General features: G+C 55.1%; 12 protein-coding genes. 8 read left to right on the forward strand and 4 right to left on the reverse strand.

All coding sequences use genetic code 11. The features are described 5' to 3' along the window. Positions 1-22 precede the first annotated feature (22 nt). The 4 genes from ACJU26_RS05150 to ACJU26_RS05165 are packed head-to-tail and all read left to right on the forward strand — an operon-like array spanning position 23 to position 2,988. The gene (locus ACJU26_RS05150) at positions 23-403 is read left to right on the forward strand and encodes a hypothetical protein (protein WP_414041453.1); all 381 of its coding nucleotides are present in this window, start codon (positions 23-25) and stop codon (positions 401-403) included. A gap of 15 nt (positions 404-418) precedes the next feature. Then, positions 419-1,396: a heavy metal-binding domain-containing protein gene (locus tag ACJU26_RS05155; RefSeq protein ID WP_414041454.1), complete on the forward strand. Its 978-nt coding sequence runs from the start codon at positions 419-421 to the stop codon at positions 1,394-1,396. Then, entirely contained in the window at positions 1,393-2,217 is an 825-nt protein-coding gene (locus tag ACJU26_RS05160) for a heavy metal-binding domain-containing protein (protein ID WP_414041455.1), read from the forward strand. The genes ACJU26_RS05155 and ACJU26_RS05160 overlap by 4 nt, the downstream gene beginning before the upstream one ends. A gap of 30 nt (positions 2,218-2,247) precedes the next feature. After that, positions 2,248-2,988 carry a PspA/IM30 family protein gene (locus tag ACJU26_RS05165; RefSeq protein ID WP_414041456.1) on the forward strand — a complete coding sequence of 247 codons (741 nt, stop codon included), beginning with the start codon at positions 2,248-2,250 and terminating at the stop codon, positions 2,986-2,988. An 88-nt stretch (positions 2,989-3,076) separates the two neighbouring features. On the opposite strand, the gene ACJU26_RS05170 is transcribed toward ACJU26_RS05165, so the two are convergent. Continuing rightward, positions 3,077-3,799, reverse strand: a complete 723-nt coding sequence (locus tag ACJU26_RS05170; RefSeq protein ID WP_414041457.1) for a response regulator transcription factor — start codon at positions 3,797-3,799, stop codon at positions 3,077-3,079. Between the two features lie 27 nt (positions 3,800-3,826). Then, positions 3,827-6,568 carry an ATP-binding protein gene (locus ACJU26_RS05175; protein WP_414041458.1) on the reverse strand — a complete coding sequence of 914 codons (2,742 nt, stop codon included), beginning with the start codon at positions 6,566-6,568 and terminating at the stop codon, positions 3,827-3,829. 334 nt (positions 6,569-6,902) lie between these two features. On the opposite strand from ACJU26_RS05175, the gene ACJU26_RS05180 reads away from it, so the two are divergent. From ACJU26_RS05180 to kdpC, 4 genes are all read left to right on the forward strand, one after another. After that, the gene (locus ACJU26_RS05180; protein ID WP_414041459.1) at positions 6,903-6,995 is read left to right on the forward strand and encodes a K(+)-transporting ATPase subunit F; all 93 of its coding nucleotides are present in this window, start codon (positions 6,903-6,905) and stop codon (positions 6,993-6,995) included. Further along, entirely contained in the window at positions 6,992-8,746 is a 1,755-nt protein-coding gene (gene kdpA / locus ACJU26_RS05185) for a potassium-transporting ATPase subunit KdpA (RefSeq protein WP_414041460.1), read from the forward strand. Before ACJU26_RS05180 ends, kdpA begins: the two co-directional genes overlap by 4 nt. Before the next feature lie 13 nt (positions 8,747-8,759). Further along, entirely contained in the window at positions 8,760-10,826 is a 2,067-nt protein-coding gene (kdpB, locus tag ACJU26_RS05190; RefSeq protein WP_414041461.1) for a potassium-transporting ATPase subunit KdpB, read from the forward strand. An 87-nt stretch (positions 10,827-10,913) separates the two neighbouring features. Beyond that, complete coding sequence (kdpC, locus tag ACJU26_RS05195; protein ID WP_414041932.1) at positions 10,914-11,522, forward strand: potassium-transporting ATPase subunit KdpC; 609 nt, start codon at positions 10,914-10,916, stop codon at positions 11,520-11,522. Between the two features lie 172 nt (positions 11,523-11,694). Here kdpC and ACJU26_RS05200 read toward each other — a convergent pair whose 3' ends face one another. Both ACJU26_RS05200 and ACJU26_RS05205 read right to left on the reverse strand, forming a co-directional pair. Next, complete coding sequence (locus tag ACJU26_RS05200; RefSeq protein WP_414041462.1) at positions 11,695-13,092, reverse strand: chloride channel protein; 1,398 nt, start codon at positions 13,090-13,092, stop codon at positions 11,695-11,697. Next, the gene (locus tag ACJU26_RS05205) at positions 13,092-13,730 is read right to left on the reverse strand and encodes an alpha/beta hydrolase (RefSeq protein ID WP_414041463.1); all 639 of its coding nucleotides are present in this window, start codon (positions 13,728-13,730) and stop codon (positions 13,092-13,094) included. The genes ACJU26_RS05200 and ACJU26_RS05205 overlap by 1 nt, the downstream gene beginning before the upstream one ends. Positions 13,731-13,750 lie beyond the last annotated feature (20 nt).

Raw genomic sequence — 13,750 nt, forward strand, 5'->3', positions numbered from 1 at the left:
AAAAAAGGGTGGGAGGCCCTCCATGAGCACGGATTTTGATCAAAGTACCGCCTGGATCAGGCGCGCGCAAAGCGATATGAAGGCTTTCATAGAAGGATTGGCGGCCAGACTGGAAGGGGATGTGCCCGGTATGGTCGAAGTCGAGCGGAAAAAAGATGGGTTTTTTGCCAAAACCAGTCATGTCCACAGCATCACCATTCATACCGATAACAACGATTATCTGCTTACTCAGGAAGGCACGCACATTTCTACCGTACGTACCAAGACCGTGCATGGGGTGGTCCTTAAACACGAGGATTTACCCCTCGCTGCCTGGCTGGAAAGTCTGATGAAAGATCTCGGGGATTTATCCGGAGAAATGCAGGGCGCCAGCAATACATTGCACGATTTTCTCATGGGGTAAGGGCAAGGAGGCTCTATGTCCATCTGGGACAAGATCAAACATGGTATTGAAGAAGTAACCCAGGACGCACAGCGAGCTGCCGAGAATCTGGGACATAACGTGAGTCAGGGCATACGTTCGCAAACTCCCGAGGAAATGCAGCGTTATTCAGAATGGGAACAGGCCTTGCAACAGCGCCGCCTCCCCAATTTTGTGCAAAGTCGCCTGTTTCAGACCAGTCGGGGGCAATTGCCCTGGATCAGTACGGCCAATGCCGCCGAGCTGCTCTTGCAGCGTAGTCACGGCGTTCAGCCCATTGGCATGGTCACCGGCAATTGCTGGTATCACTTTGGCTACTCCTGGACTCAGGGGCACTATGACGGTTGGCACACGGCCGTCGAGCGCATGCGTCTGGAGGCCATTGCCCTGGGCGCCAATGCCATTGTGGATGTGCGCATGAAAGTGCGGCACGGCCAAGGGGAGGACATGGATTACGGGGTCACCGGCACGGCTATTCGTCTGGCGGGCATTCCCCCTGCGGCAGTGCCCGTCGTTGCCACGGTATCGGCCCTGGAATTTGTGCGCTTGCTGGAGGATGGTGTGGTTCCCGTAGGTATTGCCATCGGGGCAAATTTTGACTGGTACATGCCGTGGATGGGAACCGTTGCCGATCAGGCTTCGCAGCAGGCGCCTTTTGCGGCCCGTTACTGGAATATGGAAATCACCGATCTTTCCACTTTTCAGGAAAATGTCCGCCGCCGGGCCTTGTATGACTTGCGCGAGGATGGCCGCAAAATGGCTGCGGGTGTCCTTGCGCATACCAGTTATACCCAACTGATTCGAGTGGCTGCCGATCAGGACAATCCCGAACGTTTTCTTTGCCGCCACATCAGTATTGGTACCGCCATCAGCTATTTACCCCAAAATCCGCCGCAACATGAACTGCTGCCCATGGTATCGCTGGCGGATCATCCCCTGACTCCTGCCGCTCATTTAAAAAAGGATTTGATATGACCGATAGTGCAGAACATCTCGCTCCCCATGCCATAGAACGTCTCAAAGGGCTGCGTTCGCAGGGTAGCCATGAGGGCATATTTACTTCAGATTTGTCCGTCAATGAATTTGTGATGGTGCGCAAGGCCAAATTCGAGCCTTTGGGTCTGGTGGTTGGGTCCTGCATTTATCACATGGGTATCCAGTATGGAAACTGGAATCAGAACATGGAAATGGATGTGCTTTCCCAGGCCATGTACCAGGCACGGGAACTGGCCATCAGCCGCATGGAACAGGAATCCATTCTGTTGCAGGCCGACGGTATCGTCGGCGTGCGTCTGGAAGTGAAGCGCATGGAATGGGATCAGGACATTCTCGAATTCATGGCCATTGGTACAGCCATTGCCCATCGCAGCGGTGCGTCGGGTTTCAAGGGAGTCGGTGGTAAGCCCTTCACCAGCGATCTGAGTGGCCAGGACTTCTGGATGCTCCTGCAGGCGGGGTATCGGCCCATGGAAATGGTCATGGGCTCCTGTGTGTATCATGTCGCGCACCAGGGGATGCTGAAATCCATGGGCAACATTGGCCGCAATACGGAAATGGAGCAATTCACCCAGGCCATGTACGACGCCCGTGAACTGGCCATGGAACGGATGCAGCATGAGGCCCAGGAAGCCCAGGCGGACGGGATCACCGGTGTGCAACTGCACGAAGGCAGTCATAACTGGAAGCCCCATATCATCGAATTTTTCGCCGTCGGTACGGCGGTGAAAGCCATGGAAAATGCCGACGCGCTGGTGGATGGCCTGAGTCCGCAATTGGTCATCCCGGTCAACGATTAAAGAGCGATAGTCATCGCAAGGAGTGAATTCATGTCATTATTCAAGCATGCTTCGGAAATACTGCAGGGCAAGATCAATCATTTTCTCAATAATGCCGAGGATCCTTCGGAAACCCTGGATCTTTCCTATGAAAAAATGATCAGCAATCTGCAGGAAACCAAACGGCATCTGGCCGATGTGGTGACCGAAAAAGTCTCTCTGGAAAGTCAGATGGCGCAGGCACAGAAAGCCGCAGACAAGGCCGATGCCGATGCCAAAACGGCGCTGGCGGCCAATCGTGAAGATCTGGCCCGGGCCGAACTGGCCCAGAAGCAGTCCGAACTGCAGAAACTCGCCAGCCTCAAGGAGGCCCACGATGCGGTAGCGGCGCAGTCCCAAAAGCTGCAGGACTATGAACAAAAACTGCAGGATCATATTGAACAGTTCCGTACCCAAAAAGAAGTCATGAAAAGCGAGATGACGGCAGCCTCGGCCGAAGTCAAGGCGGGAGAATCCCTGACCGGCATCGGCAAGGGGATGGATGACGCCGGTGAGGCCATGCGCAGGGCGCAGGATCGTACCGAGCAGATGGAATCCAAGGCCACCGCCATGGATGGACTTATTGAATCGGGCGCTCTTAACGATCCCCTGGATCATCGCAGTCAAACGGACAAGGACATGGATCAGGTGCGGGCCAGCAGCGGTGTGGAGGATGACCTCGCCCGTCTGAAAGCGGAGATGGCCAAGGAAAAGTCTGGAGCACCCGCTGGGGATGGATCCGGTAACCACTGACTGTTCAATCAGCGCTTTTGGCAGCCAGGGGATAGAATAGAGCCAACAAGCCTATCTCATGGCCGCCAAAATCATCTGAACACAGGATTTACTCAGTTGCTTTACGGTGTTCGACAAGTCGATAGCCTATGCCTTTTTCCGTAAGCAGGTATTGGGGAATTTCTGGATCGTCTTCGATTTTTTCCCGTAATCGTTTGACATAGAGACGTACATAATGTTTCTGATCGATGCTGTGCGATCCCCATATGGCTGCGAGGATAGTCCGATAGGACAATACCCGCCCCTGATTGCTGGCCAGGAGGTGTAATAGTTGGTATTCCTTGGGAGTCAAATCAACCGGGACTCCCTTTTTGCGTACACTATGTGCAAAATCATCTAGTTCCAACTCCCCAATAACCCATTGTGCGTTTTCCTCCACCATGCCGGTCGGCTTTTTGCGCAGATGGGCCCGCAGGCGAGCCAAGAGTTCACCGATGCTAAAGGGCTTGGTCAGGTAGTCATCAGCACCCTCATCCAGGGCCTGAACCTTGTCTGCTTCATTGCCTCGGGCCGAGATCACCATAATCAACGGCTGCTTTCCTCTTTGGGCACGTAAACGACGGATCAGTGTTTGGCCGTCACCATCCGGCAAACCCAGATCCAGAAGCAGAAGGGTAAACGGATATCCGTTGCTTATTTGATAATTTTCATAAGCTTTCCAGGCGTCTTTTAATGTGCGTTCCCAATGTAGGCAATAACCAGGCTCGCGGTTTATGGCAGACTGGAGAAAAGCGCCTATGCTCGGATCATCTTCTACCAGCAGAATATCCATGTTTACGCCATGGTCATGTGTCATTTTTTACTCTTCATCGGAGGGTAATGGAGGTTCAGCTTCTCGTGGAATGGCAAAACAGAACACCGCACCCCGTACGGCAACTCGGTTGCGCACCCAGATACGCCCGTCATGCAGTTCGATGATGGCCTTGCAGATGGCCAATCCCAGGCCACTCCCACCCAGTCCCACGGGCGGCTTGACCTGACTGAAACGACCAAAGATTTCCTGTTCCCGACCGGGAGGAACACCGAATCCATGATCAATGACACACACGAAAATCTCTTTATCATCAGCATAGGCTTCCAGTTCAATAGCCCGGCCCGCCGGACTGTACCGGCAGGCATTCTCCACGAGATTGGTCAGGACCTGCCCAATCAATTGGGGATCAACATGCAACATGGGCAAGTCTCTGGCAATTCGGGTTTGCAACGGATGCTCTGTGCAGAGGGATTTTACCTGATCGCGGACCGTTACCAGCAAGTCTTCCAGTGGAGTCCATTCTTTCTGAATCTGGAGGCGTCCGGACTGCAACGCGGCCATATGTAATATACGATCCACCGTATGTGCCATTTTTTCGGTTTGTTCCCGGATGTTTTCCAGCAGCGTGTGATCTTCCGCACTGAGTCCTTGGGCATTACGCAGCAGGGTGGTCGCGGTTCCCAGCACGCCGGCAAGTGGCGTTCTCAGGTCGTGAGATACTGCACCCAATAGGGCATTTTGCAGTTGTTCGACGCGTAACCGAATATCAGCCTCCGTACGTTGCAAGGAAGCCTGGGCGGAATCCAGGGCGACCGCGATCAGACGCACCACGGTCTCCAGAAAACGCAGCCAATCGGTGGGGGCACGGCGCAAGTCGAGATCGGAAAGCATGACAACGCCCAGAGCGCGCTCGTTGACGAGCATGGGCATGAACAGTGCGGGCAGATCGGCCAGCGTATTGGTGCTCATGCCTGCATTTTTCTTGTTGTGGAAACTCCAGCGCGCTGCCGCCTGGAATTTCCGCAGCAAGTCGTCAGTCTCGTCCATCTCAGGGAACAAACGTAGCGGCCCTTCAGCATTTTCCGTGGCGGGCAGCCAGAAGGCGACAGAAATGCCCAGGGTCTGTTCCAACTTTTCGATGCTCGCGTTGAGTATCCCTTCCTTTCCGCGCGCACTACTCAATACCTGCACCAATTGATAGAGATTACGCGCTCGCCGCTCACGGATGCGTGCCATCAGTTCCTGATCTCGAGAACGAGCCACCAGCTGACTGATCAAAAGAATCAGGGACAGAATCAGTGCAAAATAGGCGAGTGAGCCCAAGGTAGTTGGTAATCCCTTACCCAATCCAAAAGAGTAGTAGCTGATTGCGGCGGTGACGAAAGTGATCAGGGAAGGCCAGCGTCCAAAAAGCAGCGCTACGCCAACCGCTCCGAGCATATACAGCATGAAAATTCCTGCAAAGCCCAGGTAAGTGGCCAATGTCCAGGCTATGCCGCTGAGTGCCAGTCCCAGCAATCCGCTGATCAAGAAATTGCGGTTTCGGGTGTGGCGATGCGTCGGGGAATCCATGACCCCCAGATATTGCTGGTTGCGCAAGCGTTGATCTTCTGAAATGGGTTGTTTTGCAGGCAATGGATGCACGATGATATCCATGCTGCGTTCACTGTTGAGGAGGTGCGCCGTCAATGATCCAGGCCACCACCATAAGTATTTCCGTAAACCTTGCGCCTGACCCAGCACAATCTGGGTGACGTCACGTAGTCGCGCATAGGCCATGATTTCCGCGCCAACATTCACGCCGGTCAGGCGTGCAGTTTCTGCACCCAGGCTTTCGGCAAGATGCAGATGGTTCCAGATCCACGCCTGGGTTTCGGCTTTTTGCATCAGACCGCGTGGCGTATCCACATGAATGACCAACCAATCCGCCCTTTGCGCCGTAGCCAGGTGATAAGCCGCGCGTACCAGATGCTCATCCTCGGGCCGTCCGCTGATCGCCGCCAGCAACCGATCCCGGCTCCCACCGCGACGTGCCTCCTGGGGATTCTGCTGATGAAATTGGCGCAACTCCAAATCGACCCGGTCTGCCACCAGGCGCAGCGCCAGTTGGCGCAAGGCAATCAGATTACCCTTGCGGAAAAAATGGGACATCGCGCGTTGGCCGCGATCCCCCAAATACACTTTACCTTCTTTGAGGCGCTGGAGCAGGTCTTCATCGCTGATGTCCACCAGAACGACCTCATCAGCCTGCTGGATCAGGTGGTCTGGTATGGTTTCCTGCACTTTGATGCCCGTGACCTGCTGGACGACTTCATGAGCGCTTTCCAGATGCTGAACATTGACAGTGGTGGCCACCGAAATACCGGCATCCAGGAGTTCTTCCAGATCCTGCCAACGTTTTTTGTGACGCGATCCCGGGGCATTGCTGTGGGCCAGTTCATCCAGCAAGAGCAGGCCGGGTCGACGACTGAGGGCTGCATCCAGATCAAATTCTTCCAGTACCACGTTTTTATAGGGCAAGTGCTGGCGCGGCAACATCGGTAAAGTGTCTGCCAAAGACTGGGTTTCAGGACGCTGATGGGTTTCCACGATGCCCACCAGTACATCCGTACCCTTGGCCATTTCTTGTTGCCCAAAACGCAGCATGGCGAAGGTTTTGCCCACCCCTGGAGCCGCTCCAAAAAAAATCTTCAGCCTCCCCCGCTGTTGTTTGGCTTCTTCCTGCTGCACCTGGGCCAATAGTGCATCGGGATCAGGACGAGCATCGTCGCGGTCTTTATCGACCATGCCTGGACCTTGGGTACTGGGGACGATTTCTCATGGTGGTGTTCCCTGGTTTCTGTGCTCGCTGCGTTGAGCATAAGTGAAATCCTGGAGAAGACCAAGAAAGCGAATGAATGCGCCAACTAAAGGGCATTTTATACGGGATTTATAGACGGATTATATGGAATTTATAGATCAGGCCTGGTTACGCTTACATGCTGTTCATGGCCATTTCGTTCATGTCTGCATGAATATATAAGGAGCTGGTGATGGTAATCGTTTATGGAATTATTATTCTTGCCTTTTTTGTAGCTTCCATGGGGGCAGTACACCTTCTCGATAAGCTCAGGAGTGTCAAATGACCGCTTTTGCATGGATCGGGCTCGGACTAGGCGCCTTGCTTTTCGTCTATCTGCTGGCTTTTCTGATTTATCCGGAGAAATTCTTATGATCCCCACGCTGCTGTTAACCGCCCTTCTTCTGGTGGTGACCATTCTTCTGGCCATGCCGCTCGGTGCTTACATGCATCGGGTTTATGGGGGGGAAGTGTTCTGGGCATCCCGCGTGCTGGGGCCCGTTGAACGTCTGACCTATCGCTTGATTGGCACTTCTCCGGAAAGAGAGATGGACTGGAAGCGCTACGCCTTGGCCATCCTGATGTTTAATCTGGCCGGGGGGCTGTTTTTATATGTATTGCTCCTCTTGCAAGGCCACTTGCCTTTCAATCCCCAGCATTTTTCCGGGGTCGCACCCGGCTCCGCCTTCAACACGGCGGTGAGTTTTCTCACCAACACCAACTGGCAGGACTATTCCGGTGGTTCCACCATGAGCTACCTGTCCCAGATGTTGGGTCTGACGGTGCAGAATTTCCTCTCGGCGGCCACCGGAATCGTGATTCTGCTGCCGATTATCCGTGCCCTTGTCCGCCATAACACCAAAAAACTCGGTAATTTCTGGGTAGATATGACCCGGACGGTGCTCTATGTCTTGCTGCCCTTGGCGATAGTTTTTGCATTGATACTCATGCAACAAGGGGTCGTTCAGACCTTGGGTGGCGCTGTCCATGCGGACCTGATCGCTCCCTTCACTGCGGGAGGCAAGACCATTCTTCAGCAGGTCATCCACATCGGGCCGGTGGCATCCCAGGAAGCCATCATGATGCTGGGGAACAATGGCGGTGGCTTTTTCAACATGAATGATGCCCATCCCTTTGAAAATCCCACCGGATTGACCAACTTTCTGGAAACGGTGGCGATGATCCTCATCCCGGTAGGCCTGGTTTTTCTGTTTGGACATATGACCAAAGCCAGGAAGACGGCCTGGGCTATCCTGGTTTCCATGTTGATCCTGTTTATCCCGCTGACCCTGGTCAGCCAGCATTTCGAGCTGGCCGGGAATCCCCTTTTTCAGCAGTTGGGTGTGATTCAGGCAAACCGTCCGGATCTTGCCGGGGGCGGCAATATGGAGGGCGTGGAAGACCGCATCGGAGCAGGTGCCTCCGCGCTTTGGGCAACGGTGGCGACCGCGACTTCCACGGGAGCAGCCAATAGCGCCTATGACTCCTTCATCCCCCTCAGCGGCGGGATCAATCTGTTTTTGATGCAGCTCGGTGAAGTGGTTTTCGGTGGAGTCGGTTCCGGTCTCGCCAGCTTTCTGGCCTTCATGATCTTCGCGGTATTCCTGGGTGGCCTGATGGTCGGGCGCACACCGGAGTTTTTGGGCAAAAAAATCGGCTCGTTTGAAATCAAGATGACGTCCCTGTCCATTTTGGTCATGCCGTTGCTGGTGCTGATCGGCACTGCCATTGCCGTGACCACGGAGGCGGGGCGGGCCGGCGTGTTCAATCCGGGCCCCCATGGTTTCAGCGAAATGCTTTATGCCGTAACCAGCCCCGCCAACAACAACGGCAGCGCCTTTGGCGGACTCAGCAGCAACACCCGGTTTTACAACCTGTTGACGGGCATGTGTATGTTGTTCGGCCGTTACTGGGTGTATCTGCCGTTGCTGGCCCTTGCCGGCGCCTTGGCAGAGAAAAAGAAAACCCCGGCAGGGTCCGGCACCTTGGCCACCCATACCCCCATTTTTGTTGGCTTGACGGTGGGGGTGATTCTGCTGGTCGGGGCATTGAATTTCTTCCCGGCACTGGCATTGGGACCGATTGCCGAGCAATTGGCACCGGTCAGTCATCTGCTGACGCATTAAAGGAATCCTGACGATGGAATCTACGCATAAACGTGATGTGAATCCGATTGACTGGAAGGCCCAGAGCAAAGGGGCGCTCTGGGATAGCTTTAATATGCTTTCGCCCCGGGTGCAAATGCGCAATCCGGTGATGTTTGTCGTCTATATCGGCTCCTGGCTGTTGTTGGCCTTGTTTTTCCACGACCTGATAGCGCGCAATGATGAAGCCTTATTCACCGGTGTCATTGATCTCTGGCTCTGGCTGACACTGCTGTTCGCCAATTATGGGGAAGCGCTTGCGGAACGGCAGGGCGAAGCCCAGGCCAACAGCTTGCGGCAAAGCCGCCATGAAATGGTCGCCAAAAAACTGGCCAAGGCGGAGAGAAATGCGGGTTATAAGGAGGTGCCCGGAGCCAGTTTGCGGGTGGGCGATATCATCCTGGTGGAGGCGGGTGACTTTGTCCCGACGGATGGTGAGGCCATCGCGGGAGTGGCGGCGGTGGATGAAAGTGCCATTACCGGGGAAAGCGCACCGGTCATTCGGGAAGGTGGGGGAGATCGCAGCGCCGTGACCGGCGGCACCCGTGTGATCTCGGATTGGCTCATTGTACGGGTGACCCAGGAAGCCGGAAATACCTTTCTGGATAGAATGATTGGTATGGTGGAAGGGGCGGCACGGCGTAAAACGCCCAATGAAGTGGCACTGAGTATTCTTTTGGTCGTTTTGACCCTGGTGTTTCTGGTGGTGACGATTACCTTGTATCCGTTTTCCTGGTACAGCGTCCATTACGCCAGCCATTCGGGTTCGGTCATCAGTCTGCCGGTTCTGGTGGCCTTGCTGGTTTGTCTGATTCCCACCACCATCGGTGCGCTGTTACCGGCGATTGGTATTTCCGGCATCGTTCGCCTACTGAAGGCCAATGTCGTCGCTACCTCCGGTCGGGCCATAGAAGCTGCCGGGGACGTGGATGTCCTCCTGCTGGACAAAACCGGCACCATCACTTATGGCAATCGGTCAGCGGCGGCGTTTTATCCGGTTTCCGGATTCTCGGAGGCAGAGTTCAGTCAGGCCGCTCGCCGTGCCTCATTGGCCGATGATACCCCGGAGGGCAAAAGCATTGTCACTCTGGCTTTAAAGTATTTTCCTGGCGATACGGAAACATTACCTGCGGATGCCACCTTGATTCCCTTTACGGCAGATACGCGCATGAGCGGGGTCGATTGGGCCGGACAACAGTTACGCAAGGGTGCTCCCGATGCTATCAGGATTTGGATAGAAGCTTTGCAGGGCGTCTGGCCAGAAGGCCTGGATGCCATTGTCGGGGAAATTGCCGCTAATGGCGCCACTCCCTTGGTGGTATGCGCAGGCGCGCGGGTTATGGGCGCCATTGAGCTCCGCGATATAGTGAAAAGCGGTATCAAGGAACGTTTTGCCGGACTGAGAGAAATGGGCATTCGCACGGTGATGGTGACCGGTGATAATCCCCTGACGGCCGCTGCCATCGCTGCTGAGGCAGGGGTGGACGATTATCTGGCGGAAGCAAAACCGGAAACCAAGCTCGCCCGTATCCGCCAGTATCAGGAGGAAGGCTACATGGTAGCCATGACGGGCGATGGCACCAATGACGCGCCCGCCCTGGCCCAGGCGGATGTGGGGCTGTGCATGGCCAGTGGCACCCAGGCGGCCCGTGAAGCGTCCAACATGGTGGATATGGATTCGAACCCAACGAAACTGTTGGAAATTGTCCGTATCGGCAAGCAGTTGTTGGTGACCCGGGGGGGCTTGACCACCTTCAGTGTGGCCAATGACGTCGCCAAGTATTTTGCCATCATTCCGGCGGCTTTTATCTCCACTTATCCGCAATTATCCGCACTCAACATCATGGACTTGAGTTCCCCGGATACGGCCATCATGTCCGCCGTCATTTTCAACGCGTTGATTATTCCTATTTTGATTCCACTGGCTTTGAAAGGGGTCAAGTTCCGCGCCGACACGGCGCAGCATATTCTGCGCCGAAACGTCTGGATATACGGATTGGGAGGCATTGTTGCGCCTTTCATCGGGATCAAGCTGATTGATATGTTACTGGCCGTTTTGTAGAAGGAGCAAGTCATGAGCAAAGATATGGAGCATCCATCAAAATCGTATGAACCGGAATGGAATCACCGTGGCCTTTGGGCGGGCATCATGAGCGATGTCAAGAATACATTACTGCTTTTTCTCCTGTTGGTGGTGATAACCGGGCTGATTTATCCCTTGACCATGACGGGGATCGGTCAACTACTGTTTCCCCATCAGGCGAATGGTTCGCTGATCAAAGAACAGGGACGGGTGGTCGGCTCCGCGTTGATTGGGCAATATTTCCGTGAGCCGGAATATTTCTGGAGTCGTCCCTCCGCGACTTCACCGATGCCCTATAATGCGGCGGGGTCCAGCGCATCCAATCTGGGTCCCAACAATCCGACCCTGGCACAACATGTGACGGCTCGCGTCAAGGCACTCAAGGCGGCGGACCCCACAGAAAAAGGCCCGGTTCCGGTGGATCTCGTGACTTCATCGGCCAGTGGACTGGATCCCGACATCAGCATTGCCGCTGCCCGTTATCAGATACCACGGATCGCCAAGGCGGGAGGCATTGACAGGTCTGTTCTGCAGCGCCTGGTACAGGAAAACACCCACTATCCCTTGTTGGGGTTCATCGGTGAGCCGGTAGTCAATGTATTAAAGCTCAATCTGGCCTTGCATGCGCGTTACGCTCAGATGCATCCAGACAAGGTTGTTCAAGCAACCCATTGATTCACGGCTTCATGTTCTGAAGCGGTGTAATCGTCATGGAAATGGTCGGCGAGAGATTTTATTGGATTCGCAGGCATTGGCAGATTATTGGGGTACCAAGGCAGAGCAGCCGGGTTCGACCATTAATCCTGCTAATCCTGCAACTGATGATTGATCTATCCATGCTGCACCCTCAGTGTTCTGGCTCCCGCGCTTCCAGGGCATAGTGGTTTTCGGGAATATCCAGACCATGACGACGCAGGGGAATCGTCCAAATGCTACCCTTGAGGAACATGCGACGAATGGCAAAGGCAGTAACGGCGGTGAGTATGGCGGGTAGCAGGGCCCCATAGTTGCCCGTCAACTCCACCACCATGACCGGTGCGCTGAGCAGGGCACCGGTGCTGGCCGCCACGATTCCGGCCATGCCGCAGAGGGCGAGCAAACCCAGGAGATCGGGGGGTATCAGGTGGCAAGAGAGCAGTAATTGTCCGTACAAGGCGCCGGTACCAGCACCGATGAACAGGGAAGGCGAGAAGATGCCACCAGACCCGCCCGAGCCGATGGTGAGGCTGGTGGCCAGGAGCTTCAATATGAGCAGCAAGAGCAGGAGCCCGATGGTCCCGATCTGTCCTCGCAAGATCTCATCGGTCCCGACATAGCTGCCGCCAATGAGATAGTAGTGACCAGTACAGTGTAGGGTCAGCAGCAACAACAGTCCTACCAGGAACATCCCCAACGCAAGGCGCAGGTAGGGGTTGCCGAAAACCTTTTCGCTGTAGGTGGTGACTGCATTCAAAGTGACAATGAACACCATGGCAGCCAGGGCGGCGACGATTCCCAGTCCTGCAAAGAGAGACAGTTGGAATCCATGACCCACCGACACGACGGGAATGGAGCGCAGAAGATAAAAATCGCCCAGAAAGAATTGGCTCGTTCGGCTTGCGGCAATGGTCGCGAAAAGCGTCGAGAGGATGGTCCAGGGCCGCCAATCGGGCAGGATCACCTCCATGGCCAAAAGCCATCCGCCCAGCGGTGCATTGAAAAAGGCGGCAACACCAGCACCGACACCACAGCCGAGCAGATGAACGCGCCGATAATCGCTCAGGGGAATGAGGCGTTCCAGCCAAGAGGCCAGCGCGGCCCCAAATTGCATGACCGGCCCTTCCAAGCCGACCGAACCCCCAGTGCCGATGGTGATGGCGGTGGCCAGCGGACGGAGTACGGCAAGGTTCCGGCGTATGCGCCCACCGTCACGGTAAACAGCCTCAATGACCTGACTCACTCCCGGTCCTTGTACAGCGGACGTGTAGTGTCGGGCCAGGAAGATCACGACCAAGCCCCCCAGGGCTGGTACCAGTGGCAAGGCCCAACCCCAGGGAGAAGGCGGAGTGTGGGTACCCAGACTTCGATGAAAACTGAACTGCTGCAAAAGGGCCAAGTTGTGAATTATGGCGATGAGATAGTGAAACAATACGGCGCCCAGACCCGTAAGAACGCCAATGGCGATCCCCAGCAGGAGCAATAGCGGCCCTTGGTGGGTACCGATCTTGGGAAGGTGCCAACGCCTCCTATGCCCCGTTGCCGCCATCAACGCGCCGCATTTTTCAAGCCCACTTGATGAACCAAAAAGTCCCCAATAGCGGACCGAACCTCCGGCCCCAAGTCGGGATCATCCAAAAGATGGTGCGCATGTAAGTTGCCAGGCCATCTTCTGACGAGAATAGGGAAGGGGGAGTGCCCAGCGATTACGCGCGCGGGATCGGCATAGGCCTCATTTTCGCTGAACAAGAGCAATCCGCAGGAGACCTTGCCAGCCAGGCGCGGTAAGTATTCAGTTCCTCCGGCGGGCGACAGCAGTATGACCGCATCCACAGGTAGATCGCTTTCCGCAAGCGCTGCAAGAACGGCTTCCCCTCCCATGGAGGCTCCCAAAAGGACTATTGGTCGAGCATGTTCCGAACGCGCAAACGAAATGCTGGCAAGAATATCCTGGTCGTAACGACTGCCGTCTCCCAGTTCTGATTGTCCATACCCCCTGAAATTGGGAGCCAGCGCTGTCCATCCCCATCCCTGCATTTCGGTCGCCAATGCCTGCCAGGAATTTTTATCATATTTTTTTCCGTGAGCAAGTACGCACCAAGGATGGCGGGTGGGATAAATATCTGCTTCAAGCCTTACTTTGTCGGCAGTGCTGAAGAAAATTGCTTGGGAAGAAAGAAATGGCATGGGAAATATCCTCAGAATTA

The sequence above is a fragment of the Acidithiobacillus sp. M4-SHS-6 genome (assembly GCF_047421495.1).
GTDB lineage: Bacteria > Pseudomonadota > Gammaproteobacteria > Acidithiobacillales > Acidithiobacillaceae > Acidithiobacillus.

What these genes read in the sequence shown, in the direction of transcription:
- ACJU26_RS05150 (WP_414041453.1), top strand. Translation starts at nt 23, where the DNA reads ATGAGCACGGATTTTGATCAAAGTACCGCCTGGATCAGGCGCGCGCAA.
- ACJU26_RS05155 (WP_414041454.1), top strand. Translation starts at nt 419, where the DNA reads ATGTCCATCTGGGACAAGATCAAACATGGTATTGAAGAAGTAACCCAG.
- ACJU26_RS05160 (WP_414041455.1), top strand. Translation starts at nt 1,393, where the DNA reads ATGACCGATAGTGCAGAACATCTCGCTCCCCATGCCATAGAACGTCTC.
- ACJU26_RS05165 (WP_414041456.1), top strand. Translation starts at nt 2,248, where the DNA reads ATGTCATTATTCAAGCATGCTTCGGAAATACTGCAGGGCAAGATCAAT.
- ACJU26_RS05170 (WP_414041457.1), bottom strand. Translation starts at nt 3,799, where the DNA reads ATGGATATTCTGCTGGTAGAAGATGATCCGAGCATAGGCGCTTTTCTC.
- ACJU26_RS05175 (WP_414041458.1), bottom strand. Translation starts at nt 6,568, where the DNA reads ATGGTCGATAAAGACCGCGACGATGCTCGTCCTGATCCCGATGCACTA.
- ACJU26_RS05180 (WP_414041459.1), top strand. Translation starts at nt 6,903, where the DNA reads ATGACCGCTTTTGCATGGATCGGGCTCGGACTAGGCGCCTTGCTTTTC.
- kdpA (WP_414041460.1), top strand. Translation starts at nt 6,992, where the DNA reads ATGATCCCCACGCTGCTGTTAACCGCCCTTCTTCTGGTGGTGACCATT.
- kdpB (WP_414041461.1), top strand. Translation starts at nt 8,760, where the DNA reads ATGGAATCTACGCATAAACGTGATGTGAATCCGATTGACTGGAAGGCC.
- kdpC (WP_414041932.1), top strand. Translation starts at nt 10,914, where the DNA reads ATGAGCGATGTCAAGAATACATTACTGCTTTTTCTCCTGTTGGTGGTG.
- ACJU26_RS05200 (WP_414041462.1), bottom strand. Translation starts at nt 13,092, where the DNA reads ATGGCGGCAACGGGGCATAGGAGGCGTTGGCACCTTCCCAAGATCGGT.
- ACJU26_RS05205 (WP_414041463.1), bottom strand. Translation starts at nt 13,730, where the DNA reads ATGCCATTTCTTTCTTCCCAAGCAATTTTCTTCAGCACTGCCGACAAA.